21 protein-coding genes and 1 pseudogene are annotated in these 22,182 nt (G+C 58.4%); 19 read left to right on the top strand and 3 right to left on the bottom strand.

Translation table 11 applies throughout. The features are described from left to right. Positions 1–5 precede the first annotated feature (5 nt). The 5 genes from raiA (at position 6) to VFQ24_15185 (ending at position 4,040) form a co-directional block, all read left to right on the top strand. Positions 6–542 (top strand): ribosome-associated translation inhibitor RaiA, encoded by a 537-nt coding sequence (raiA, locus tag VFQ24_15205; protein HET9179702.1) that lies wholly within the window; start codon positions 6–8, stop codon positions 540–542. A gap of 77 nt (positions 543–619) precedes the next feature. Continuing rightward, a complete protein-coding gene (rapZ, locus tag VFQ24_15200; protein ID HET9179701.1) occupies positions 620–1,519 on the top strand; it encodes an RNase adapter RapZ in 900 nt (299 codons plus the stop codon). A 63-nt stretch (positions 1,520–1,582) separates the two neighbouring features. After that, complete coding sequence (locus tag VFQ24_15195; GenBank protein HET9179700.1) at positions 1,583–2,536, top strand: ROK family protein; 954 nt, start codon at positions 1,583–1,585, stop codon at positions 2,534–2,536. Positions 2,537–2,682: 146 nt separating this feature from the next. Then, positions 2,683–3,093, top strand: coding sequence for a hypothetical protein (locus VFQ24_15190; protein HET9179699.1), 411 nt, complete (start codon positions 2,683–2,685; stop codon positions 3,091–3,093). Between the two features lie 29 nt (positions 3,094–3,122). After that, positions 3,123–4,040 carry an HNH endonuclease signature motif containing protein gene (locus tag VFQ24_15185; protein HET9179698.1) on the top strand — a complete coding sequence of 306 codons (918 nt, stop codon included), beginning with the start codon at positions 3,123–3,125 and terminating at the stop codon, positions 4,038–4,040. A gap of 437 nt (positions 4,041–4,477) precedes the next feature. On the opposite strand, the gene VFQ24_15180 is transcribed toward VFQ24_15185, so the two are convergent. After that, positions 4,478–5,092: a hypothetical protein gene (locus tag VFQ24_15180; GenBank protein HET9179697.1), complete on the bottom strand. Its 615-nt coding sequence runs from the start codon at positions 5,090–5,092 to the stop codon at positions 4,478–4,480. 274 nt (positions 5,093–5,366) lie between these two features. On the opposite strand from VFQ24_15180, the gene VFQ24_15175 reads away from it, so the two are divergent. The 9 genes from VFQ24_15175 to VFQ24_15135 all read left to right on the top strand — a co-directional run bounded on the left by VFQ24_15175 (position 5,367) and on the right by VFQ24_15135 (position 14,215). Next, positions 5,367–7,178 carry an ABC transporter ATP-binding protein gene (locus VFQ24_15175; protein ID HET9179696.1) on the top strand — a complete coding sequence of 604 codons (1,812 nt, stop codon included), beginning with the start codon at positions 5,367–5,369 and terminating at the stop codon, positions 7,176–7,178. 47 nt (positions 7,179–7,225) lie between these two features. Continuing rightward, positions 7,226–8,119, top strand: coding sequence for a YicC/YloC family endoribonuclease (locus VFQ24_15170; GenBank protein ID HET9179695.1), 894 nt, complete (start codon positions 7,226–7,228; stop codon positions 8,117–8,119). Continuing rightward, positions 8,116–8,763 (top strand): guanylate kinase, encoded by a 648-nt coding sequence (gene gmk / locus VFQ24_15165; GenBank protein ID HET9179694.1) that lies wholly within the window; start codon positions 8,116–8,118, stop codon positions 8,761–8,763. Before VFQ24_15170 ends, gmk begins: the two co-directional genes overlap by 4 nt. Next, positions 8,764–8,964 carry a DNA-directed RNA polymerase subunit omega gene (gene rpoZ / locus VFQ24_15160; protein ID HET9179693.1) on the top strand — a complete coding sequence of 67 codons (201 nt, stop codon included), beginning with the start codon at positions 8,764–8,766 and terminating at the stop codon, positions 8,962–8,964. Positions 8,965–9,046: 82 nt separating this feature from the next. Further along, positions 9,047–10,330: a bifunctional phosphopantothenoylcysteine decarboxylase/phosphopantothenate--cysteine ligase CoaBC gene (coaBC, locus tag VFQ24_15155; GenBank protein HET9179692.1), complete on the top strand. Its 1,284-nt coding sequence runs from the start codon at positions 9,047–9,049 to the stop codon at positions 10,328–10,330. 26 nt (positions 10,331–10,356) lie between these two features. Next, positions 10,357–11,235 (top strand): uracil-DNA glycosylase, encoded by an 879-nt coding sequence (locus tag VFQ24_15150; protein ID HET9179691.1) that lies wholly within the window; start codon positions 10,357–10,359, stop codon positions 11,233–11,235. A 487-nt stretch (positions 11,236–11,722) separates the two neighbouring features. Then, the gene (locus VFQ24_15145) at positions 11,723–12,400 is read left to right on the top strand and encodes a hypothetical protein (protein HET9179690.1); all 678 of its coding nucleotides are present in this window, start codon (positions 11,723–11,725) and stop codon (positions 12,398–12,400) included. Continuing rightward, positions 12,394–12,663 carry a hypothetical protein gene (locus VFQ24_15140; GenBank protein ID HET9179689.1) on the top strand — a complete coding sequence of 90 codons (270 nt, stop codon included), beginning with the start codon at positions 12,394–12,396 and terminating at the stop codon, positions 12,661–12,663. The genes VFQ24_15145 and VFQ24_15140 overlap by 7 nt, the downstream gene beginning before the upstream one ends. A 541-nt stretch (positions 12,664–13,204) precedes the next feature. Further along, positions 13,205–14,215 carry a hypothetical protein gene (locus tag VFQ24_15135; GenBank protein HET9179688.1) on the top strand — a complete coding sequence of 337 codons (1,011 nt, stop codon included), beginning with the start codon at positions 13,205–13,207 and terminating at the stop codon, positions 14,213–14,215. A 197-nt stretch (positions 14,216–14,412) separates the two neighbouring features. Here VFQ24_15135 and VFQ24_15130 read toward each other — a convergent pair whose 3' ends face one another. After that, a complete protein-coding gene (locus VFQ24_15130) occupies positions 14,413–14,979 on the bottom strand; it encodes an inorganic diphosphatase (GenBank protein HET9179687.1) in 567 nt (188 codons plus the stop codon). 71 nt (positions 14,980–15,050) lie between these two features. Between VFQ24_15130 and VFQ24_15125 the strand changes: the two are divergent. The 3 genes and pseudogenes from VFQ24_15125 to priA all read left to right on the top strand — a co-directional run bounded on the left by VFQ24_15125 (position 15,051) and on the right by priA (position 19,599). Continuing rightward, positions 15,051–15,146: pseudogene (locus VFQ24_15125) on the top strand (S-adenosylmethionine-binding protein). A 116-nt stretch (positions 15,147–15,262) separates the two neighbouring features. Continuing rightward, a complete protein-coding gene (locus VFQ24_15120; protein HET9179686.1) occupies positions 15,263–17,026 on the top strand; it encodes an MOSC and FAD-binding oxidoreductase domain-containing protein in 1,764 nt (587 codons plus the stop codon). Positions 17,027–17,118: 92 nt separating this feature from the next. Further along, positions 17,119–19,599 (top strand): primosomal protein N', encoded by a 2,481-nt coding sequence (priA, locus tag VFQ24_15115; protein HET9179685.1) that lies wholly within the window; start codon positions 17,119–17,121, stop codon positions 19,597–19,599. Between the two features lie 192 nt (positions 19,600–19,791). Here priA and VFQ24_15110 read toward each other — a convergent pair whose 3' ends face one another. Continuing rightward, on the bottom strand, positions 19,792–20,061 hold the full coding sequence (locus VFQ24_15110; protein HET9179684.1) for an HU family DNA-binding protein: 270 nt from the start codon (positions 20,059–20,061) through the stop codon (positions 19,792–19,794). Positions 20,062–20,230: 169 nt separating this feature from the next. On the opposite strand from VFQ24_15110, the gene dcd reads away from it, so the two are divergent. Beyond that, entirely contained in the window at positions 20,231–20,785 is a 555-nt protein-coding gene (gene dcd, locus VFQ24_15105; GenBank protein HET9179683.1) for a dCTP deaminase, read from the top strand. A gap of 125 nt (positions 20,786–20,910) precedes the next feature. Then, complete coding sequence (locus VFQ24_15100) at positions 20,911–22,149, top strand: M48 family metallopeptidase (GenBank protein ID HET9179682.1); 1,239 nt, start codon at positions 20,911–20,913, stop codon at positions 22,147–22,149. Positions 22,150–22,182: the final 33 nt, after the last annotated feature.

The following is a 22,182-nucleotide window of genomic DNA, read 5'->3' as shown; positions in this document are numbered from 1 at the left end:
CTGTTATGGACGTTGATTTCACAGGACGTCAGGTGAATGTGACTGCCGGGCTGCGCCAGTACACTCACCAGCGCCTCAGGAAACTTGGCAGATTGCTTCCAGGCCATCCCAAACTGCATGTTATACTCATCGCGGAAAAGCACGGGCGCACGGCAGAAATCACCGCGACTTTTCCTGACCAGACGCTCGTCAGCGTGATGGAGGCGGTTGACAATCGAAGCGCCATCAAGGGAGCGCTCGACAAGCTCGAGCGGCAGGCGGTCAAGCGTCTGGCGCGAAGGCGGACGAAGAAGCGCCGCCCCAAACCGACGGCGAACATCACACTGAACGTTTTCCAGAGCAGCCGGGTTGACCACGAGGAACGCGTAGCGATTGAGTCCGAGCGCCTTCCGGTGAAGCCGATGAGCCTTGAGGAGGCCATCGAATCGCTGGAGGCGGTCGCCAGCGGACTCGTTGTCTTTCGCAACTCCGAAAGTGAGCGGGTGAACGTTATCTATCGGCGGCCCGACGGAAAACTGGGTCTCGTCGAGCCAGAATCCTGAAATCCAGCCTCAACTGGTTATCGTGGCGATGGGACGCCGCCATTCGTGCAACGTCATCGCCATCGCATTCAGCGCGCATGAAGACTAAGAGGCGCCATCCCGGCAAGGTAACCCGCCGGCTTGTTGTGATCACAGGCCTCAGCGGTTCGGGAAAGGGATCGGCGCTGAAGGCCTTCGAAGATCTGGGCTACTATTGCGTTGACAACCTTCCGGTGGGGTTGATTCCCAGGTTCGCTGACATGTGCGCGGCGCACGGAAGCCGCATCCGGCGTTCTGCCGTGGTTGTTGATATTCGCGAAGGAGAATCCCTCAGCCAGCTTCCCGTCACCTATCAGCGCCTGGGACGCGATGGTCTCAATGTGGCGCTGCTTTTTCTTGAAGCTTCCGATGAGGCGCTGATCCACCGATTCGAGGAGACCCGCCGGCCCCACCCCCTGGGCCGAAATCTGCCAGTCCGGGAAGGCATCCGCCTTGAGCGCTCTCTGCTTAAGCCCATGCGGCATCTTGCCGACACTGTGATCGACACCAGCCGGATGAACGTTCACGAGCTTCGCGAGTTGATTCAGGACCGGTTTGGAGGCCGCCGCCGCAAGACCATGCTGGTGTCCGTCCTGTCGTTCGGGTTCAAGCACGGGGTCCCGCATGATGCTGATCTGGTGTTCGACGTCCGTTTTTTGCCCAACCCGAATTTTGTGACAGGGCTGCGGGAAAAGTCCGGAATCGACCCCGACGTACGGGAATATGTGGAGTCGCAGGCCCTCACTCGCGAATTTATCAGCCGCGTTTCGGACTTGCTCCTCTTTCTGCTGCCGAACTATGTCCGCGAGGGCAAAAGTTATCTTACCATTGCCATCGGCTGCACCGGCGGACGCCACCGGTCCGTGGCGCTGGCCGAGCATATCGGCGAATTTCTGGAGGAAGAGGGCTTCAAAACCAAAGTCGTCCATCGCGACCTCGAACGGAACCACGCTGAGTGAAAACGGATGCCGGTTAATGCGTCACACCCGAACCGGGCAGAATCTTAGAAGGCTTTCCACCCGATGAGCAATGTGCTGGCCGTAGACATCGGCGGGACCCATTTCCGCCTGGGCCTCTTTGACTCCGGGGGCCATCGCCTTGTTCTCTCAGAAGGCCGGACCGAACCCTCTGGCGGGCGCGAATGGATGCTGAGTGAGCTGCGAAAGCGCGCCGATGACCTGATCGCAAAGTCGGACCAGCCTGTCCAGTCCTGCGGCATCAGTTTTGGCGGGCCGGTTGACTATGGGCGGCAACAGGTCAGTTCAATGCATGTCTCCGGGTGGCAGGGTTTCCGGCTGGCCCAATGGGTGGAAGATAATTTCAGCCTCAGGTGTCAGGTGGACAACGACGCCAATGCCGGGGCTTTGGGCGAGTTTCGTTATGGCGCCGGGCGCGGCACGGAATCGATGGTTTACCTCACCATCAGCACGGGCATCGGCGGAGGAGTGATTTGCGGCGGCAGAGTGCATCGAGGCAAGGACTCGCTGGCCGGAGAATTGGGCCACATCCAGGTGTCAGACCCGGGCGCCTTGTGCTCCTGCGGTGCGCGAGGATGCCTGGAAACCGTCGCTTCGGGAACTGCCATCGAACTGCGGGCGCGCGGGTTTGCGCGGAGAAAGCCGGAGGTGATGGCCAGGACCATCGAGCTTGCCGGCGGTAACCCGGATCGGATTACGGCTGAATTGGTCTTCCGCGCTGCCGGAGAAGGCGAAAATGGCCCGCAGATCATCGTGCGAGAAGCGGCGCGGGCGCTGGCCAGGGGCCTGCTGACCGCTATCCGCATCCTGAATCCCGATGTCATCATTCTGGGAGGCGGTGTGGCCCTCTCAGGCGCTGTCCTGCTGGGTCCTGTCCACGAGTACCTGGGTGAATGCTCAGCCTCAATGCTCGAGCACTCGACCACAGTCGTCCAGGCTGGACTGGGCAATTATTCGCCTCTTTACGGCGCCGCGGCCCTGGCCCTGGAACTTGCCTGAAGTGATTGCCGCCAGAAAGCGGCGGCAGGACGTGATAAGACACCTGTTTTCAATGAATTGCTGATATGTCACCGTTTAGTGTCTGAGAAACCGCAGCCCCGGCGGTCAGTTCCACCCTCGTTATCTGTGATAATATGCGGGCCGCTATGCCTGATCCGACCGAGAACCCGCATTTTTTTGATTTTGATCTTGATCGTGGAATCCGCGAGCAAGTCGTTGAAAAGTTGGAGTCCAGCCCATTATTGCCGCTTACCAAAGATGTCGGCCCGCAGGAGAGCGGCATATACGCGCTCTACTATAAGGGAAAACTGGTTTATGTGGGCAAGGCGTCTAAGGGAACCACCAAAAGCAAGCACACTCTCCGCACACGCTTTGTCGAGCACGTCGGAAAAATCCAGGACAGGAGAAACATATCCCTCGCCGATATGAAGTGCCGATATCTGATCTTTAAAAGCGAGTGGTGGGTGTTCGCAGCGGAGCTTGCCAACATAGGAGAGGCATTCTCTGAAGGAAGGGGCGAATGTCCCGCAGTTCAGCGGCCCGACTCATCTGACTGAAATCGGCGTATATCTTTTAATGGACACCAATGGACTCGAACAGCAAGGCGGGCGGCCGGCGGGTTCGACAGAAAAGTTTCACGATCACCGCGACATCTAGTCGCCTCGCGAAGGGGCTGCTGGCGATACCGCGCAAGTTCGACAGTTGGTTCCCGCCTGACACACGAGAGATACAGGTCGCTTTCGACGACGAAGAGCGCGCAAGGGGCCTCACCTTTCGTCCATATGACACCTCGGCAAAGGAAAGCCGAATATTCGGCTTGGGAAGGTGGTTCTCCTCTAGGGGCGTGCGTGAGGGTGACCTGATCTCGATATCGGTCGAGGACCGAAGCGCACTTCTCTATCGCGTATCGCTGGACCGTTATCTGCAGGAACAAGAAGAGCAGAAGGCCCGGCGGAGCCTGCACAGCGCGCCATCTGACCCTGAGGCGTACCGTCAATTGGGCGCGCTGGCTAAGCTCACTCGACGGAGACTGAGCGAGGTGGCTCAGGGCGAACTTTTACGAATCGCACAATCCTCCGAACGGCGTCCGCGCCCCGAAACGGCTGTAGCGGCAGCGGGCCGGCGCGCAAGCACGCCGCCAGGTATCCGGGTATTGCTTCGGGAGCTGTACAGTGGAAAGTGTCAGATCTGCTCATTTACATTTCAGATGAGGGACGGCGAACCCTACTTTGAAGTCCACCACCTTGACCCGAATCTGGGGCACCATCCGACCAACCTGCTGGTGGTGTGTCCCAACTGTCATGCCCAATTCGAGCACGCCGAGATAACCGACCTTAAGTGGATTGGGAACTGGCTTGTTGGAGTAACCATTAACGGCAAGCGCTTCCGGATCCGGCAGACCCTCGCTCATGACCCGGTCCGAAGGGTGGGGCTCGCATTGTTGCTTGCTCTCGCGTTCTCCCAAGCCCGGAAGGGACCCGCTCGAAACCGTATTTGGGAATGAATTCCCCCGGGATCAGTGGGTTGCTTCTGGCATTACGCCCCTCTCGCTTTCGGTTCCGCCCTCTACTAAGGAGCCGACGTTACCGGCGTCCCCTTCTGCGCTGACGACCGGGGTTTGGCTCCCGGGGAGGTGGACCCACCTTCGGACGCCGCCTTTCGCCCCGAGGCGAGTCCCTGACTATTATGTGCGGCCTCAGCCCCTCAACTTCGTCCGCGAGCTCCCGCAAGCGAGCAGCGTCCAGGCATCCGACGCAAAGAAAATTCTTGTCACGCTTCTCCGCTGCGTCTCGGGCCTTTCGCCAATTAGGCGCTTCGATGTAAAAGATTCCAAGGCTCGGCGGGTCGAATCCGCAGTCATCTCTGTCTACACCGAGCGCTAAATACCTCATGGAGAACCTCCGAGTGCGGATGGACAGCCGTCGCGCTGAACCTTTGTTCTCACACCGCTGAAAAGGCAGAGGGGGGTCTCGCATGGAGCAGCCTCAAGCCAAAGTCACAGTGCGGCCACTTGGACTTGTGGTTGTTCACCTTGTCCGTGATCTTGGCGAGCAGGAGCCCGTTCGGCTTCAGGACGCGCCTGGCTTGTTTCAGAAAGGGTGGATAGAGGTAGCTCAGATTCCAGTCTTGCTCCTTGCCGCATTCCACGAAAGCTCCGAAATCCACATCGAAACGCTTGCGGCTCTTATCCCGTCGTTGAGGCCCTACATGCGGCGGATCGTAGACGATGGCGCCAAATTGGGAAGACCTGACCCCTTTCATAATCCGATTATCCGCGACGATCTTCGGCCTGTATTGCGGGTCTATATCCATCGAAACGACGCGCCGCTTGGACCCTTTCCAGAACCGGCCGGCGTTATGCGTAGAGTCCAATATCGGCTCAACCGGAATGGTCGGGTAAAAGCGGAAGATGGCCTCAAGGAGCTCACCATCCGTTCCCTCCCACACACTGCTGAGCGGCCGGTACGAACCGTTGCCGTTGCCATTGCCGTTCATTGGATGTCCGCCAGTGCAGTATTCTAACAGAAATTGACTCGCGCTCACGGCGTGTCCCATACCCAACCCTCCGATTAGCATAATCGGCAGACCAAGACTGATTAATGAATGAAAGTTAGGAGTGAAAGTTCGCTGCGATGGCTTGAAAAGCTGTTCCCGCAAACGGCATGGCTTCCATGCCGTGGGGGCGACAGTTGCGAACTGTAAAAATGCCGGCGGCGGATAGCCGGTGCCGTGCCGTGCGCGGCCTCGCAGCTTGACTTCGCTTCTCGCGAAGATTAAGATTTTATTTTCCGCGCCCGGCGGGCTCTCCAGCCTGTGGGTAGGACGCCGGATGAGCCAAGTTCAAAGCCTGCTAGGATTTCTCCGACCTTACAGACTGCGTTTCGCCATGGCTGTGGTCCTGATGGCTGTGGTGGGCGCTTGCGAGGCGATTACCGCCCTGCTCATCAAGCCTGTGGGCGACAATGTCCTCAAACCTGGGGCCAGTTCGTCCGGCATCCGGCTTTTCGATCTTCCCTGGAACCATCACACCGTCTATCTGCAAGACTTTTTCCCCGGTCACATCCACAATGTCTGGACCGTCGTGGCGCTTGCGATCATCGCCGTTTCCATTGTGAAGGGCATCTCGCAGTATAGCGCCACGGTCAGCATCAATTTTATTGGCCAATCCGCTGTCCGGAACCTTCGCAATCAGCTTTACGCCAAAATCGTTGAGCAGTCGATGGCCTTTTTCAAGCGGAACCCTACTGGCCGTCTGATGTCGGCAATCAGCAACGACACTGACAAAATTCAGTATGCGGTTTCCCAGGTGTCTGCGGATTTCCTGAGATATTCCTTTACCCTGATTGGGTTACTTGCAGTCATCTTCTCCGTCGATTGGAAACTGGCCATGGCATCGCTTTTGCTGGTCCCCCTGGTGGTTTTGCCATCAGCCAACATCGGAAGATCGATCCGCCGTTCCAGCCGTTCCAGCCAGGACAGAATGGCCGACATCAACAACCTCGTTCAGGAGACTTTCACGGGAATCGGTATCGTAAAGGCTTTTGTGATGGAGCACTTTGAAGTCGCGCGGTTCAAGGCGGCGACACACAAGCTGCTCCACACCAACATGCGCTGGGTGAGGGCGCAGGCTGTGACGGCCCCGCTGATGGAACTTCTGGGCGCGATCACCGTCGCCGGGCTTCTGCTATATGAGCGCAATGAAATTCTCCACCATGCGCAGACGATGGGCGGATTTCTCGTTTTCCTTTATGCGCTGATCAAGATGTACGAGCCGATCAAGCGGTTGACGGGCGTCAACAACGCCGTGCAGCAGGCCGTTGGAGCTTCCGAACAGGTTTTCCAGTTTCTGCAGATCAGTCCCGAGGTAAAAGAAAAACACAGCGCGCTAGAATTGCCCGTTTTTAAGGATGAGATCGTTTTTGACGATGTGGACTTTGAATATGAACCGGGTGTGCCGCTGCTGCAAGACGTCAATCTGAGAATCAGGAAGGGTGAAGTTGTGGCGCTGGTGGGATCGAGCGGGGCCGGAAAAACAACCCTGGCCAGCCTGCTCCCCAGGTTCTATGATGTTACTCGCGGGCGGCTGCTGGTTGACGGCCACAACGTGCGTGATCTCAAACTGGGTTCGCTGCGCTCCCAGATCGGAATGGTCACGCAGGGAACCATCCTTTTTAACGACACCATTTTCAACAACATCTGCTATGGTAACGGGTCGCGGACCCGGGCTGATGTGGAAGAGGCGGCCCGTGCCGCGCTGGCACACGACTTCATTACCGAGAGGCCCGGCGGATACCAGGGCATGATCGGCGAGCGCGGCCAGCGTCTTTCCGGCGGGCAGCGGCAGCGCCTGGCGATTGCTCGCGCGCTGCTGAAGAATTCTCCGATTCTGATCCTGGACGAAGCCACGTCGGAGCTGGATACGGAATCCGAAGCCCTGGTGCAAAAGGCGCTGGGAAACCTGATGTCGGGCCGAACGGTCCTTGTGATTGCCCACCGGCTCAGCACGGTCCGGCGCGCGGACCGCATCGTGGTGCTGGACCGCGGGACCATCTCGGAAGTGGGCACGCACGAGGACCTGGTGACGCGTGGCGGAATATATCAGCGCCTGCACGAACTTCAATTCGTGGACAGCGAAGCGTAGGCCTGCCAGACGCGGAAGCGGCGGTGGCAAGGGTGGCGTGAGCGAAAATGGTCCGGAGCATGACAGGGTATAGTAAAGTACGGCTTGAAGATGGCGGGTTGTCCCTGAACGTCGCCGTCAAGGCGGTGAACCATCGCTTTCTCGATCTGCAGTTCCGAATGCCCATGGCGCTTTCGCCGATGGAACCGGCCTTGCGCGGGATCGTGAAACGCCACATCGTCCGAGGGCATGTGGAAGTCAGCGTCAATCTGGATGCCGCGGGCGCGGAAGAATTGAAAGTGAACCGCGAGGTGTTGAAAGCCTACATCAAGATTTGCCGCGAAGTGCAGGATGAACTGGGCTCCGCGGCCGGACCGGACATCGTGCAGCTCCTGAGAGTTCCCGGAGTTTTGTCGAACGAAAACGAGCTCTCAGACAAGGAACTGGCGGCAGTCCGGAAGATTCTCGAAGCTGCCCTGACGGAAGCGCTCGAAACGCTGAATTCGATGCGGGACCGCGAGGGCTCGGCGCTGGAGAAAGATATACTCGACCGCCTCGACCGCCTGGAGTCCCTGCGGAAATCCATCGGCAAACTGGCCCGCCGCATACCCCAATACGCACAACAGCGGCTGGAGAACCGCCTGCACGAGCTGCTGGGCGCCGTACACGTTGACGCCGCGCGGCTTGCCCAGGAAGTCGCTTATCTGGTCTCGCGGTCGGACATCGCCGAGGAACTGACCCGTTTTCAAAGCCACCTGGTCCAGGCGCGCCAACTGATAGCCGAAAACCCTGAGGTAGGGAAGAAACTCGATTTCCTGCTGCAGGAATTGAACAGGGAAGCCAATACGCTGCTGTCAAAAACGTCGGACGTACCTCAGATCGGCGGGGAGGTTGGACGCCAGGCGATCGAAATGAAATCGGAAATTGAGAAGATACGCGAGCAGGTGCAAAACATCGAGTGAGCCCACCCGGACCCAACGTGCTGCCCAGCAGGCTTGGCAGCGTCTTCGTGATCTCCGCGCCTTCGGGCGCGGGCAAGACCACCCTGATCCAGAAGCTCAGGGTCTCGGTGCGCGGTCTGGTGTTCTCCGTCTCTTACACCACGCGCCCTCCGCGCGCGGGAGAAAAACACGGTCGCGAGTACTTTTTTGTTTCGCAGCAGGAATTCAGGCGGCGGGCGGCGCAAGGCGAATTCGTGGAATGGGCGCGGGTCCACAGCCAATATTACGGAACTTCCTGGCGCACGCTGCGGGAGGCTCAGGAAGTTGGCCAGGACATTCTGCTGGATATCGACGTCCAGGGACATAGAAAGCTGCGCCGGCGGATTCCGGACACCGTGAGCGTCTTTGTGGTGCCGCCGTCCTTCGCTGACCTTGAAGAACGGCTTCGCCGCCGCCATGAGGACCCTCCCGAGGTTATTGCCGAACGCCTTGCAATGTCGCGCCGGGAAGTGGCACATTGGAAGGAGTATGATTACGTGATTGTGAACGATCGGCTTTCCACTGCTGCCCAGGCCCTCCGCAATATTGTGCTTGCTTCGCGCTTGCGCCGCAGGTGTCAGGACCGGCGCGTCAGGGAGATTATTGGAAAGTTTATTGGAGGATAGATGGAGTTACCCAACAACATTGACAGCAAATTCCGCTACATTCTCATTGCCGCCAAGCGGGCCCGGCAGCTTCAGTCGGGCGTCAGGCCGCTCGTCCAGACGCACACGAAAAAGGCCACCAAGGTTGCGCAGCAGGAAGTATCTGCCGGCCTGATCCCATTCGAAGTGATTGAACCGAAAACCGAGGGCGACAAGGGTTAATGCTGGCCCGCCGGGAGCCTGGCCTGGGACATACGCTTCGTGAGTGCAAGGATTCGGGGACTGAACGTCAGATGACATCCGGTTGCCAAACCAAACCCTGCCCAGGAACTTCCCGCCGGACTTCGCGGCTGAGGACCAAGTGATGCGTGTGGCGCTGGGAGTTACGGGCGGAATAGCCGTTTATAAGGCGGCGGAACTGCTTCGCATGCTTCAGGACCGCGGCCTTGACGTTCAGGTGGTGATGTCCGCCGGGGCGCGCAACTTTGTAACACCGTTAACTTTCGCGGCGCTCTCCGGCCACAAGGTCATCACGGAACTGTTCGGTGAAAGCGGCGAAGAGCCCAACGTCGAGAGCGCCATTGAGCACATTGCCGTGGCGCAAGGGATCGATGCTCTCGTCATCGCGCCCGCAACGGCGAATGTCATTGCCAAAATGGCCGGCGGGATCGCTGACGATTTCCTCACCACGCTGTGTCTGGCAACGAAAGCTCCGATCATTGTCGCTCCCGCCATGAACGTCAATATGTGGGAAAACGAGGCGACGCAGCGGAACCTGCAAACGTTGCGCTCACGCGGCATCCGGGTCCTCGAACCCGACGAAGGTTATCTGGCCTGTGGAATGATCGGGTCAGGCCGCCTCGCCTCGATCGAATCAATTGTTCAGGCTGTTTTTGAAACCCTGCACCTGCGCGATGACTTGAGGGAAGAAACGGTCCTGATCAGCGCAGGTCCAACCGAAGAACCTCTGGACCCGGTCCGATATATCACCAACCGTTCTTCCGGCAAGATGGGGTATGCGTTGGCCGAGGCATGCCGATGGCGAGGCGCCACGGTAATCCTGGTCAGCGGCCCGACGCGGCTTCCGCCGCCTGCCGGCGTCGTCGTCGAAAATGTCCGCACTACCGCCGAAATGAGCGAAGCTATGCTGCGCTGCCTTGACCGGGCGACGATGGTTTTGATGGCTGCCGCGGTGGTGGACTTTGTGCCGGCCGTCGTCGAAACCGAAAAGATCAAGAAGCGGCGCGGCGGTATGAACCTGGAATTTAAGCTAACGCAGGACATTCTTGCGGAGATTTCGCGCCGGCGGACAGACCATCAACTCATCGTCGGCTTTGCGGCGGAAACGAACCACCTGCTCGAAAATGCGGCCGCGAAGGTGCGCGAGAAAAGTCTGGACATGATCGTGGCGAATGACGTGACCGAGGCCGGCGCGGGTTTCGAGTCTGACACCAACATCGTCACGCTGGTTTTTCCTGACGGCCAGGTGAAACCGCTCGAAAAGATGAGCAAATTGGATGTGGCGAACGCCATTCTTGATGAAGCGATCGGGTTGCGCTCAAAACGCGCGGCGGCAGGCAAGCGCTAAGGCAGTCTTTTTCGGGACATCAGGCGATGGACGAACGGCAGAGAGCAAAAGTGAAGGCCAGGCTGGAGTTCTACGAGGAATTGGGCATCGAGGAGTTCTACATCCGGCGGACTGAGGTTGCGAAGGCAGCTCCCAGCCGCCAACGGGCCGTGCCCGCCAGTGCGGCAACACAAACCGTCTCTGCGAAGATGAAACCTGAATCCAGACCGCAACCTATGGATGCGCCTGTGATACCGGGGGTCCCCCAGCACAAACCCGGCGCTACGCCCCAGGCTGCCGCAGCGCCCGGCCCCGCGGCCCGGTCCATGAGCCTGTTTGAATCTGTATCGCCGACAACGGTTCCGCGGGAACATGAAACTCTGGAAGAAATCCGGGCAGACCTGGGTGACTGCAGCCGCTGCCGCCTGGCCGCCGGCCGCCACACGATTGTCTTCGGCCAGGGCAACCCTCATGCCGAGCTGGTTTTTGTGGGTGAAGGTCCGGGAGCTGACGAAGACATCCAGGGACTTCCCTTTGTGGGCCGGGCCGGTCGTCTGCTGAACCGCATGATCGAGCTGGCCGGCATGAAGCGCGAGGACGTTTATATCTGCAACGTCGTGAAGTGCCGTCCGCCCGACAATCGCACGCCGCTTCCGGACGAGATCGAAACCTGCTCGCCGTTTTTGCTGCGCCAGATCAGGACGATCAAGCCTCGCCTGATCTGCTGCCTGGGGGCCCCGGCCGTCAAGACGCTCCTCGGGGTCAAAGAAGGCATTACGAAGATTCGCGGGCAGTTTTACGACTTTCAAGGGGCCAAAGCCCTGCCGACATTTCACCCTGCTTATGTTCTCCGCAATCCGCGGGAAGAAAAGGTCCTTCGCGACGATTTTCAGAAGATCGTCGAGTTCCTGAACTCACCCCGCTGAAGCTGTGCTGCCTGCTTGCCTTGCTCTTATCAATAGCATCGCCACGAAACTGGCCTTCACCTTGCGGTAATTTATGCAGACGATTGTGAGTCAAAGCAGGAAAAATACGATCTCGCAGCGCCAGCGCCGGAATCTCGATGGCTTTGGAAAGCAATATGCCAGAGGGAATGGAAACGGCCAGGCCCATCAGCAGAAAGCGGAAGTCGAACCGCCCTTTGAACAGCAGGGGCCACGTCACCCCATGCCAAAGGTAGATCGAGTAGGAATGCTTTCCGATATAGGACATCGCGCGCGCCAACGGGCCGTTGGAAGCCGGTCTTTCTACGACGGACAGAAAGATGCAGGAATAGCCGATGTAGAGCAGCGTAGGTCCATAGACGTTGATGAACGCGTTGTAAGCAGGGACCATCAGGGCTGGAACCAGGAACGGAACTGCGACTGCCCACAGAGGTTTTTGCGTGAGCCACGCAAAGGCCCGTGCGCGAAAGTGCTTGAGATAACCGAGGAAAACGCCCGCGAAAAGGGAGTCAATCCGGAATTGAGTCTCCGCGTGAATTGCAACCCAGTTCATTCCGTAGGCGTGTGCCGCGATACGGAGGCCAAGGCAGGCAAAGAAAAGAAAGGCAAATATCCAGGGCACCGCGGCAAAGGGATCGGAGCGGCTCGAAGAGAATTTCAGGAGGACCAGAAGGAGAATCGGCAGGAGCAGGTAAAAGTGTTCCTCGACAGCGAGCGACCAAGTGTGATCCCAGATGTGCGCGCCATAATTCTGAATGAAAAGGCATTCATTGAGCAATCCTGGGTGCGTGTTGTGAGCGGCAAAAAGCGCGGCGCCGGTCAGGGCCATCATCACGTAAAACGACGGATAGATTTTGAAGCCGCGACGGATCCAGAATCGCTTTACCTGAAGGGTTCCTGCGCGCTTGTATTCATCGAACAACAAGCCGGAAATCAGGTAGCCGGAGAGTACGAAGAAGAGATCAACACCGGTCCAGCCGAAATTAAAGAAAACCCGAATGCGGCTGAAGTGGTAAAGCACCACGAGCAATATGGCGACGCCGCGCAGGATGTCGAGAGCCTGATTTCTTGGCTTCATATTGTGCTGCTCCATCATCAGATGCGGAGGCGCCTGACAAAAGGGCGTCGAAAGGATAACCGATGGTAGGCTGTTCAGCAAGTGTTAAAAGGGTAATCATTGTGGTTTGCCTGCTGGCTTCCGGCCTCTGGCTCACGGCTCCTGCCTTTTGCCAGGCAAAAACCACCATCTCCGACACCATTCACGCTCCGGATGGATCGCTGCCCTCGGGCCAGATCGTCATCTCGGCCACCAGCACGTTCACGGCCGCCGATGGCGCGGTCGTCTTTCAGGGCACGGCGGCCACGGCCACGGCTACTGTGCCCAGCGGTGCGCTCGTGGCGTATCCGTAACCGTCGAGGGCGGTGAGATGGGACAGTTGTTCTGTAAATGTGGAGAGAGGATGGCCCTGAGGCGCTGTCACGGTTTGCGTCTCGGGAACGATGTGTGGGGCATTGGCGGCGCGCCCAACTTCTGGCTGGTCTGCCCGCACCGCCGGCCCTGGAACTTCTGGCGCCACACCGCGCCGATCCGGCAGGCGTGACTGTGGTAGGCCCTTGGCCTGTGGGTTCGCGGCAACGTGATCGAGCTGCTGATTCGGGATTTCGGGTAGCCAGCGCGATCGGATGGTTGCTTGCCGGTCCTTCCACTGAGGTCTTGTGGTTTTGCCTGGCCTGATGTTGGTGGCCAGGCCGCAGTAAAAGGTCATTGAGATCGCGGCTGGCGTTCCGGGCCGACAGCCTCTAAAACAGGCCCTCCACGCCGCCGCTTACTTGTATCTGCGAGCCTTTGTGTCAGCACTTCCGTCACTTGTGCCAAAACATCCGTCACTTTGTGCCATTACTTCCGTTCGCCCACAGCTCTCCGGGCTGCCCTGCGGCAGACGATGCTAGAATGGTCGTATCGCGTTGTTTCCTGGGCCGGCAGGCAAACGGGACCAATGGCAGGCAGTCCGAATTGGATTTTCTGATGGACCTCAAGGCCAAAATCCAGAATCCGCTTATCCCCGTCACATTTTTTGAGATGGTATCTCCTCCCGCCGAGAAGCCGGAGGCGCTCAAGTCTGCGATGTCAGAGGTCGCCAGAATTAAAGGTCTGGCCGACGCTATCAATCTTCCCGAAATTCATGATGAGTCCCGGGGCGGCGAAAGGACCTTCAAATTCGTTGAGAGAATTGAGCCGCGGCGTCTCGGCGCGAAAATCCGCAAAGAGCTCGGTTTGGATGTTGTGATCAATCGCTGCGTGGTGTACCAGCCCGATCAGGCCCGGTGGGTCCGAGAAACGCAGGAGAAATTCGACATCAGCAATTTAATCCTCGTCGGCGGGGAATCGAGCGACATCCAGTATGCCGGCCCCAGTGTCATCGAGACGGCGCGAGAAATACGCGCCGCGGGTCTGCAGGCGGCCTTGGGAGGAATCAGCATTCCCAGCCGCGCCAATGAGGTGGACCGCATCCGGCGCAAGGTGGCGGAGGGACTCTGCTTTTTCACCACCCAGGTTTTGTTCGACTCGAATGACATCGTCTGGCTGATTCAACGCCTTAACGGACTTGAAGCCCGTGTCTTCCTGAGCTTTGCTCCCGTCACGCATCACCGTGACATTGAATTCCTGCGCTGGCTGGGAGCCGATGTTCCGGCCGACCTCGATCGCTTTCTTCTCCATAATAAAACCAGTGGAGAAACTTCTTCCCGCGACGCTGAGGAAGCCTTCGAGCGTTGCCTGAATCTCGCGCAGAGAATCCTGATGGACGTTTTTGACAATCTCCCCCCTGATCCCCCGCCCCTTGGAATCAATATCGAGCACATCAACCGCCGAAACATGGGTTTTGCTGTGCGAATGCTGGACAAGCTCGGGACTTTCTATGCCCATCTTGTGGCGGCCCGCCGACGCGCCAGCTTGGTATGAAACACGCCAGAAGGCAGCCCTCTATTGAGGATTGCAAAATATAGCGAAGTTTTCGCGTAGCGCCGGTCCCGCCAAGCGGGACCGGCCTTGGTAAATGCCGCCGAGACAGCGGCGCTACAAAAACAAGGTGTCACTAGATTATGCAACCTTCGCTAATCAGCCGGACAGATGAATTGTTTGGATGAGGCGTTATTGGCTCAGGACGAAGCGGCGGCAGCTTGTTCCCGGCGCGTTTTTTCCCTATCGTTGAGATAACGCTCGCGGCTTTCCTGGATGGCCTTGCGGGCTTCCCGTGGACCTTTCCAGCCTTCCATGCGGGTCTTCTTGCCCTCAAGCTCCTTGTAGATGGTGAAGAAGTGTTCGATTTCGGTCAGAACGTGGGGGAAGATCTGGTCGATGGTGTGAATCTGGTCGTAGCGCGGATTGCGGTCGGGCACCGAAATAATCTTGGTGTCCGGCCCCTGGTCATCCACCATGGCCAGCAATCCCAGCGGGCGTACTTCCAGCATGCAGCCCGTAAACGTCGCCTCGTCGGCAGAGACCAGGACATCCAGCGGATCGTTGTCCTCCGCCAGTGTACCGGGGATAAATCCGTAGTCGCCCGGGTAGTGCATGGGGGAATAAAGAGTACGGTCCAGACGAAACACGCCGAGCGTTTTATCGTATTCGTATTTGTTCGACGAGTTCTTTGGGATTTCCACAATCATCCGCACAATTTCCGGCGAGTGTGGACCTGGATCAAGGTCGTGTATCAGGTTGGACATGTGTTCCGCCCGCTCAAATTCAGGCTATATTGTAACAGAAGCGGGAAGGAATGCATTCCAGTCCCACGGCGTTGCCCGTTGGCCGCCTGGTGCTTTCAAATTCTCACCTGTACCTTTGGCGCCCGAACGCTCTGTTGCTGGAAGCCCTCACCATCATGAAGGCGTGGTTTGCCGCGCTGGTTGCCTGAGTGAGTGCTGCGGCGCTTTGCCCTCCATCCGCTGGTGAACATTGCTGCGACAAGTCAGAAAAACACGCGACAACTGACAGCCGGAGACAGCAGGAATGGCGCAACTACTTTCCGTTAACGTTGGTCTTCCGCGCGATATCGCATGGCGCGGCAGAACGGTCCACACCGCGGTTTGGAAACATTCCGTTCAGGACCGGCGGATGGTGCGTCGGCTCAACATTGATGGTGATGGGCAGGGAGACTTAGCCGGCCACGGAGGCGAGCAACGAGCAGTCTTCGTTTACCAGATGGACTCTTACCACTACTGGGAAGATCGACTGCGGCGAAGAAATTTCACCTATGGACAATTCGGAGAAAATTTCACCATCGAGGGCCTTCCTGACGATGACGTGTGCATTGGTGATCGTTATCGAATTGGGAGCGCCTTGTTCGAGGTGACCCAGCCGCGCGTCACCTGCTATCGGGTCGGCATTCGGATGGATGAGCCGCGGATGGCGGCCTTGCTTACGGCGAGTGGCAAACCCGGATTCTATTTTCGTGTGCTGGAGGAGGGGGCGGTTGGCGCAGGCGACGAAATCGTCAAGGTGGCCGACGGCCCTGAGCGCATGACCGTCGCTGCCACCAACGCCCTCTTGTACCTGCCCGGCCATCCGGCCGTAGAACTGGAGCGGGCGTTACGCGTTTCCGCCCTTAGTCCTGGGTGGCGCGCTTCTTTTCTAACCCTGCTGGAGGAAGAACAGAGTGGGAAGCCGGTCACCGGGAATCCTGGGCTCGCTCCGCCCGGCAGTCCACCGCCTGCGTGGACGGGATTTCGTCCACTCCAAATTGCGCAGAAGGAAAGCGAAAGCAGTTCTGTGGTCTCCCTCGAATTAGAATCAGCGGACGATCACCCCCTCGTCCTCCCCTTGCCTGGCCAGTTCGTGGTCCTGCGCCTGCAACCAGGACCCAGCGCTGCGCCGCTGCTGCGCTGCTACTCACTCTCGGGCCCCCCCAGAATTGACCGCTATCGCATAAGCATCAAGCTGGAGCCGAACGGTGCTGCAAGCGCTTACTTCAATACTCAAACGAAGGTCAGTGACGTGTTGGATGTAAGCGCTCCAAGGGGCGGTTTCACGCTGCGGCCAGGCAGTGGGCCGGTGGTGCTGCTCAGCGCGGGCATCGGAGCAACGCCCGTCATGGCGATGCTGCACGCGCTGGTTGGCGAGAACTCGCAACGAGAGGTCTGGTGGTTGTTTGGGGCGCGCAATCGGAAGAACCACCCCTTCGCCCAGGAGTCACGAGACCTTCTGAAGGCCTTGCCGCACAGCCGGAGCCACGTCCAATACAGCCGCCCTGGTCCTGATGATCGGCTGGGCTTGGACTACGACGCCCCTGGGCGGCTCGACTTAGCAGTCCTTAAGAAGCTTGGGACGCCACGCGAGGCCGACTTCTATTTGTGCGGACCTCCTGCATTTCTGGAGGACCTGGGGTCAGGCCTTGCATCCTGGGGTGTGAGCAACGGACACATCAACACCGAAATCTTCGGCTCGGGCAAGTCGAGTACGCCGGGAGTGATATATGGACCTCACAAGCTGCCGCACCAGCCGGTGAGCTCGCCCGGCACTGGACCTCGCGTGTCTTTCGCCCGCAGCAACCTGGCAGTTCGCTGGAGCCCTGCATTCCATAGCCTGCTCGAGCTCGCTGAGGCCTGCGACGTCCCGGTGAAGTGGTCGTGCCGCACTGGAGTGTGCCATAGCTGCGAATGCGGCTTGATTGAGGGCGACGTCAGTTATGACCCAACGCCGCTCGAGCCGCCTGCGGACGGCAATCTGTTGACGTGCTGCTCGCAGCCGCTACGCGACCTCATTATCGACTTGTGATGCTGATGGCTTGGGAGTCCGGTATCTCTTGAAGGAATCAGCATCGTGGTCCCACACTAGCCAGTCTGGTTTGTGTAGCATAGAATCCTGCCATGGGTGAATCCCAATCCAGGCCGAAAACCAGCCGCCGCAGTAAATCCAGACCCACACTGGTGAACGTGGCCGTGCTGGCAGCATTGCAGCGGCCGCTCACCTATTCTGTGCCGGAAACGCTGAACATTCGGATCGGCCAGAGAGTGCTGGTTCCCGTGGGCGCGCGACGCGCCACAGGCATCGCGGTTGCCGCTGCTCCACCGTTGCCCCCCGGCATTGACGCGCGGCCGGTAATTCAGGCGCTTGATCCCGAGCCGGTGCTTTCGCCGGAACTCCTGACGCTGGGATTGTGGATTGCAGAATACTACGTCTCGCCGCTTGGTGAAGTGTTCCGCGCCATGCTGCCTTTGCGGTCGCACTCCCGCAGGGTCCGGGTAGTTCGGTTGACGGAGACGGGGCGAAAACGTCTGGGCGAGATGTCACACAGCCTGCTGGAAGAAGCCCGGCAGAGCGCCGAGCTGAAGCTGTTAAAGCATGTGTCAGACCACCCGGCAGTAACTCTTGAATCGCTACGCCTGAGGTTTGAAGCCACTTCACCCGGCCTTGTCCGCCAGGCGATTGAGAAACGCCTCCTGGAAATTGCGAGCGTCGAGCGCGAACGCCGCGAAAGAAAGGTGATGGCCGTCCGTATTGCGGGTCCTCTGGGCGGCGGGCCGACGAAGCTCTCACCGGTGGCCCGCCGCATTATCGAGGAACTCGGCCGCGCTGGAGAGATAAACGACCATCGGGAGCTTTTGAAATCCACGCGCGGCTCCATGGCCCACCTGGAGAAACTGCACGAGCAGGGATTGATCGAGTTTACCGATCCTGTGGATGGAGATGTCAAGCCCGCTGGGGTTTCCGAATTTCGCCACACGCTGACAGAATGCCAAAGACTGGCTCTCGAAGATCTGACGGATCGCCTGCATCGCGGCGAGTTCAGCGTCGTGTTGCTGCATGGCATCACGGCAAGCGGCAAGACGGAAATCTACATGCGGCTGGTTGAGAGCTGCCTTGAATCCGGTAAGACCGCCTTGATTCTTGTGCCAGAAATCGCTTTGACTCCGGCCCTTCACGAGCAGTTTCGGCTGCGCTTCGGAAGCGCCATGGCCGTGTTGCACAGCGGCCTTGCCGAGGGCCAGCGCCACGACGCCTGGTGGCGCGTGCGGCGTGGCGAGGCCCGCGTCGTGCTGGGAACGCGCTCCGCCGTGTTTGCTCCACTGGAAAACCTGGGCGTCATCATCGTGGACGAAGAGCATGAATCCGGCTACAAACAGGAACAGACGCCGCGTTATCATGGGCGGGACACGGCCGTTGTGCGCGCGCGGTTGTCGAAAGCGCTTGTCGTTCTCGGGTCTGCCACGCCGTCGCTTGAAAGCTACGCCAACGCGGAAAAAGGGAAATACCACAAGGTGACGCTGAGCGAGCGTGTGGGCCGGCGCCCGCTTGCCCGCGTGGAGATCATCGACATGCGGGAAGAGTTCCGGCAGACGCAGACGCAGGCGCCTATCTCGCGCCGCTTGAGGGAGGAGGTGGAAGCCAAGCTGCGAGCCGGACAACAGACCATGTTTCTCCTTAACCGTCGCGGCTATTCCTGGTTCCTGCTTTGCCGAAGCTGCGGACAAACGGAACGATGCGTAAACTGCTCGATCTCACTGACCTATCACCGGCGTGAAAACCGCCTGATCTGCCACTACTGCGGCTATCAGGCGTCTGTGCCGGCGCGCTGCCGGTCGTGCGGCAGTGAACACCTGCATTATGTCGGGGAAGGAACAGAGAAGCTGGAACAAAAGCTCGCCGAAATGTTTCCCACAGCACGGGTGGCAAGGCTCGACCGCGACGCAGCCCGGCGGCCGGGCCAGTACCTTAAAATCCTGTCGGATTTTCGGGGAGGGAAAATTGATATCCTGGTCGGGACCCAGATGATCGCCAAAGGGCACGATTTCCCAGGCGTGACGCTGGTGGGCATTGTTTCCGCTGATACTTCCCTTTCGCTGCCGGATTTTCGCGCTGCTGAGCGGACGTTTCAGCTTTTGACGCAGGCAGCGGGACGCGCGGGGCGCGGCGAATCGCCCGGCAGGGTGCTCGTCCAGACTTTCTACCCGGAGCATTACGCAATCCGATTTGCCGCCGAACAAAATTACAGCAAGTTCTTCAACAAGGAATTACACTTTCGCCGCATGATGCACTATCCTCCGGCCGCCGCGCTCGCTGATGTCGTGGTGCAGGACAAGAGGCTCGAACACGCAGCGCAGTTAGCGGCGGAGGTTGGAAGGTTCTTCGAGGGTTTGGGTGACATGGTTCGCGGAGTTCGCATCCTGGGACCCAGCCCCGCGCCGCTGGCCAGAATTGAAGGGTTCTATCGCATCCAGTTTCTGCTGAAGGCGTCATCGCGCGCGAGACTGAACGCGATCCTTCGGCGGCTGGCGGAAGAGTGCGGCCAGTGGGGCGTGCCGTCACATGCGCTGACGATCGACATGGACCCGGCGAGTCTAATGTAGCCGATACGGCCTCGCGGAGACTCCCAGCCGGTGCGGCCGTTCCGCTGGCAGTAGTGGGTGAAAACGCCGTGCGCTCCCAGGAGACAGGCGAACCTCTTTCCTGGTCTGCGAATCCGTGCTTGTCTCAACCGCAAGAGGGCCCGCTTTAACCATCCTGGCTGTCACTCGCGCCCCAACACGGAGTCAGGTGGTTCAGGGAATCGACTGCAGCTCTTTCCCGGGTTTGAAGCGGACGGCCTTGCCAGGCTGGATATTGACCTCGGCTCCGGTGCGCGGGTTTCTGCCAATTCCGGTCTTGCGAGGCTTCACATTGAAGACGCCAAATCCGCGCAGTTCTATTCGATCTCCCTTGGCCAGGGCCTTCTTCATCGAACCAAAAACAGTCTCGACGGCGATCTCAGCTTTGGTCTTGGTAATTCCAGTACGGTTGACAACATCGTTGACGAGGTCGAGCTTAATCAAAAGGAACCTCCTGAAAACACAGGATTTTATCGTAAAAAGCCGGTTCGGCGTTGTCAAGTTGTTTTCTCCTGTATTATGATGCGGAGCTTTACCAGTTTCATGGAAAGGCCGCCCGCCCGAGGATAAATCGCTAAGTTGCGCGCAGCCAATTCTAGCTATGGGAGTGTCGATGTCTGTCAAAAATGACCGCTGGATCCGCCGAATGGTGCGGGAAAACAGGATGATTGAGCCGTTCGCTGAAAACCAGAAACGCGATGGCGTCATCTCGTACGGACTCTCTTCCTACGGTTATGACCTGCGAGTGGCTGATGAATATAAGATTTTCACCAACGTCAACAACTCGATCGTGGATCCGAAGAGTTTTGACGAGCGCTCCTTCGTCGAGTTCAAGGGGCCCGTCTGCATTGTTCCCCCCAATTCCTTTGCGTTGGCGCGGTCGGTGGAATACTTCAGGATTCCTCGCAGCGTCTTGACAATCTGCGTGGGTAAATCGACTTACGCCCGTTGTGGCATTATCGTGAATGTGACGCCACTGGAACCAGAATGGGAAGGATTTGTGACGCTCGAAATCTCGAACACCACACCCTTGCCCGCACGTGTGTATTCGAACGAAGGATTATGCCAGATTGTGTTTTTCGAGTCCGACGAGGTTTGCGAAACTTCCTACAAGGACAAGAAGGGCAAATATCAGTCGCAGCAGGGTATCGTACTGCCCCGAATTTGATGCGAATGCGAAGGCTCGCCGTATTGCTGCTCCTGTCGGCAGCTTGTTTTCAAGCGCCGGCCAAGGGCGCCGGCGTGCTTCAGGCAGAGCGATCCCCTGCACAGCGGGAACGGCCCTCCGCAGCCATGCCCAAAGTCGAGGCACCGACCGCCCCGAAAGGTTACAAACTTTCACCCCAGAAGAAAGCTGAGGCACTTGCATATTCGCACATCCAGTATGAGCTCTACTTTTCGGGCGTCGTCCTTTTGCTCCTCATCTATTTCCTTTTGTGGCGCGCAAGGTTAGGGGTGCTATTTCGCAACCTGGCGCGCCGAACCTCCTCCCGATATTTTGTGCAGTGCCTCGTCTTCGCTCCCTTGTTTTTTCTCACGGTCAGGCTGCTGCTGCTTCCATTTGACTATTATGCGGATTTTGTTATCGAGCACAGATTCGGACTTATGACGCAAGGGTTCGGGTCGTGGATGGCAGACTGGGGCAAGGGCCTGATTCTGTTCCTGGTTGCTGGCACCCTGATGGTCGCCATTTTTTACTGGATTGTGAGGCAGAGCCCGCGGCGCTGGTGGTTTTACTTCTGGGCAGTAACGGTCCCCATTACGCTATTCGTAATCTTCATCGGGCCCTTCGTCGTCGAACCCCTTTTTTACAGGTTTACGCCGCTTGATGCGACCCGGCCCGCACTGGTCACACACATCGAGATGATGCTCCACCGCGCCCACCTCAAGATTCCTCGACGACGCATTCTGGAGATGAATGCCAGCACGAAAACCAATACGCTCAACGCGTACGTTTCAGGCCTGGGAGCGAGCAAGAGAGTGGTGGTGTGGGATACCACGTTAAAAAAAATGGCCGATGATGAGACCCTGCTGGTGCTCGGGCATGAAACCGGACACTATGTCTTGCACCACATCATGAAGGAATTTGTTCTGATTGAGCTGGTCGTGCTACTCTTTCTCGCGCTGGGGTTTTTTACCGTCAAAAAGTTGATCAAACACTACGGTGGCCGAACCGGCATCGAAGGCGAAGACGATCTGGCATCTCTGCCCGTAATGCTGCTGGTGCTCACGCTCCTGACGTTCTTCTCCTCACCCCTGGTGAACGCCATTTCGCGGCACTACGAACACCAGGCCGACCAGTTTGCGCTGGAAGTGACGTATGGCGTAGTGCCGAACCCCAATTCCGCTGAAGCTCGAGCTTTCCAAATCCTGGGTGAGCAGGATCTTTCCGACCCTGACCCTAATCCGTTCATCGTGTTCTGGCTTTACAGTCACCCGCCGCTCGATCGGCGGATCCAGTTTGCCTTGAACTACAAACCATGGGCGGAAGGCAAGCCCCTCCAGTTCGTTTCGCTGACCGGATCTCGTTAATGTGTGCAAATTTGGGACACTGCTTGTCCCTGG

The sequence above is a fragment of the Terriglobia bacterium genome (genome assembly GCA_035712365.1).
Lineage (GTDB): Bacteria > Acidobacteriota > Terriglobia > UBA7540 > UBA7540 > SCRD01.
Note: the sequence above shows the minus strand (reverse complement) of the source record. Positions and strands in the feature narration are given on the sequence as shown.

Coding starts and splice junctions, on each gene's coding strand:
- raiA (HET9179702.1), top strand. CDS start 6: ATGGACGTTGATTTCACAGGACGTCAGGTGAATGTGACTGCCGGGCTG.
- rapZ (HET9179701.1), top strand. CDS start 620: ATGAAGACTAAGAGGCGCCATCCCGGCAAGGTAACCCGCCGGCTTGTT.
- VFQ24_15195 (HET9179700.1), top strand. CDS start 1,583: ATGAGCAATGTGCTGGCCGTAGACATCGGCGGGACCCATTTCCGCCTG.
- VFQ24_15190 (HET9179699.1), top strand. CDS start 2,683: ATGCCTGATCCGACCGAGAACCCGCATTTTTTTGATTTTGATCTTGAT.
- VFQ24_15185 (HET9179698.1), top strand. CDS start 3,123: ATGGACTCGAACAGCAAGGCGGGCGGCCGGCGGGTTCGACAGAAAAGT.
- VFQ24_15180 (HET9179697.1), bottom strand. CDS start 5,092: ATGGGACACGCCGTGAGCGCGAGTCAATTTCTGTTAGAATACTGCACT.
- VFQ24_15175 (HET9179696.1), top strand. CDS start 5,367: ATGAGCCAAGTTCAAAGCCTGCTAGGATTTCTCCGACCTTACAGACTG.
- VFQ24_15170 (HET9179695.1), top strand. CDS start 7,226: ATGGTCCGGAGCATGACAGGGTATAGTAAAGTACGGCTTGAAGATGGC.
- rpoZ (HET9179693.1), top strand. CDS start 8,764: ATGGAGTTACCCAACAACATTGACAGCAAATTCCGCTACATTCTCATT.
- VFQ24_15150 (HET9179691.1), top strand. CDS start 10,357: ATGGACGAACGGCAGAGAGCAAAAGTGAAGGCCAGGCTGGAGTTCTAC.
- VFQ24_15140 (HET9179689.1), top strand. CDS start 12,394: ATGGTAGGCTGTTCAGCAAGTGTTAAAAGGGTAATCATTGTGGTTTGC.
- VFQ24_15135 (HET9179688.1), top strand. CDS start 13,205: ATGGTCGTATCGCGTTGTTTCCTGGGCCGGCAGGCAAACGGGACCAAT.
- VFQ24_15130 (HET9179687.1), bottom strand. CDS start 14,979: ATGTCCAACCTGATACACGACCTTGATCCAGGTCCACACTCGCCGGAA.
- VFQ24_15120 (HET9179686.1), top strand. CDS start 15,263: ATGGCGCAACTACTTTCCGTTAACGTTGGTCTTCCGCGCGATATCGCA.
- priA (HET9179685.1), top strand. CDS start 17,119: ATGGGTGAATCCCAATCCAGGCCGAAAACCAGCCGCCGCAGTAAATCC.
- dcd (HET9179683.1), top strand. CDS start 20,231: ATGTCTGTCAAAAATGACCGCTGGATCCGCCGAATGGTGCGGGAAAAC.
- VFQ24_15100 (HET9179682.1), top strand. CDS start 20,911: ATGCCCAAAGTCGAGGCACCGACCGCCCCGAAAGGTTACAAACTTTCA.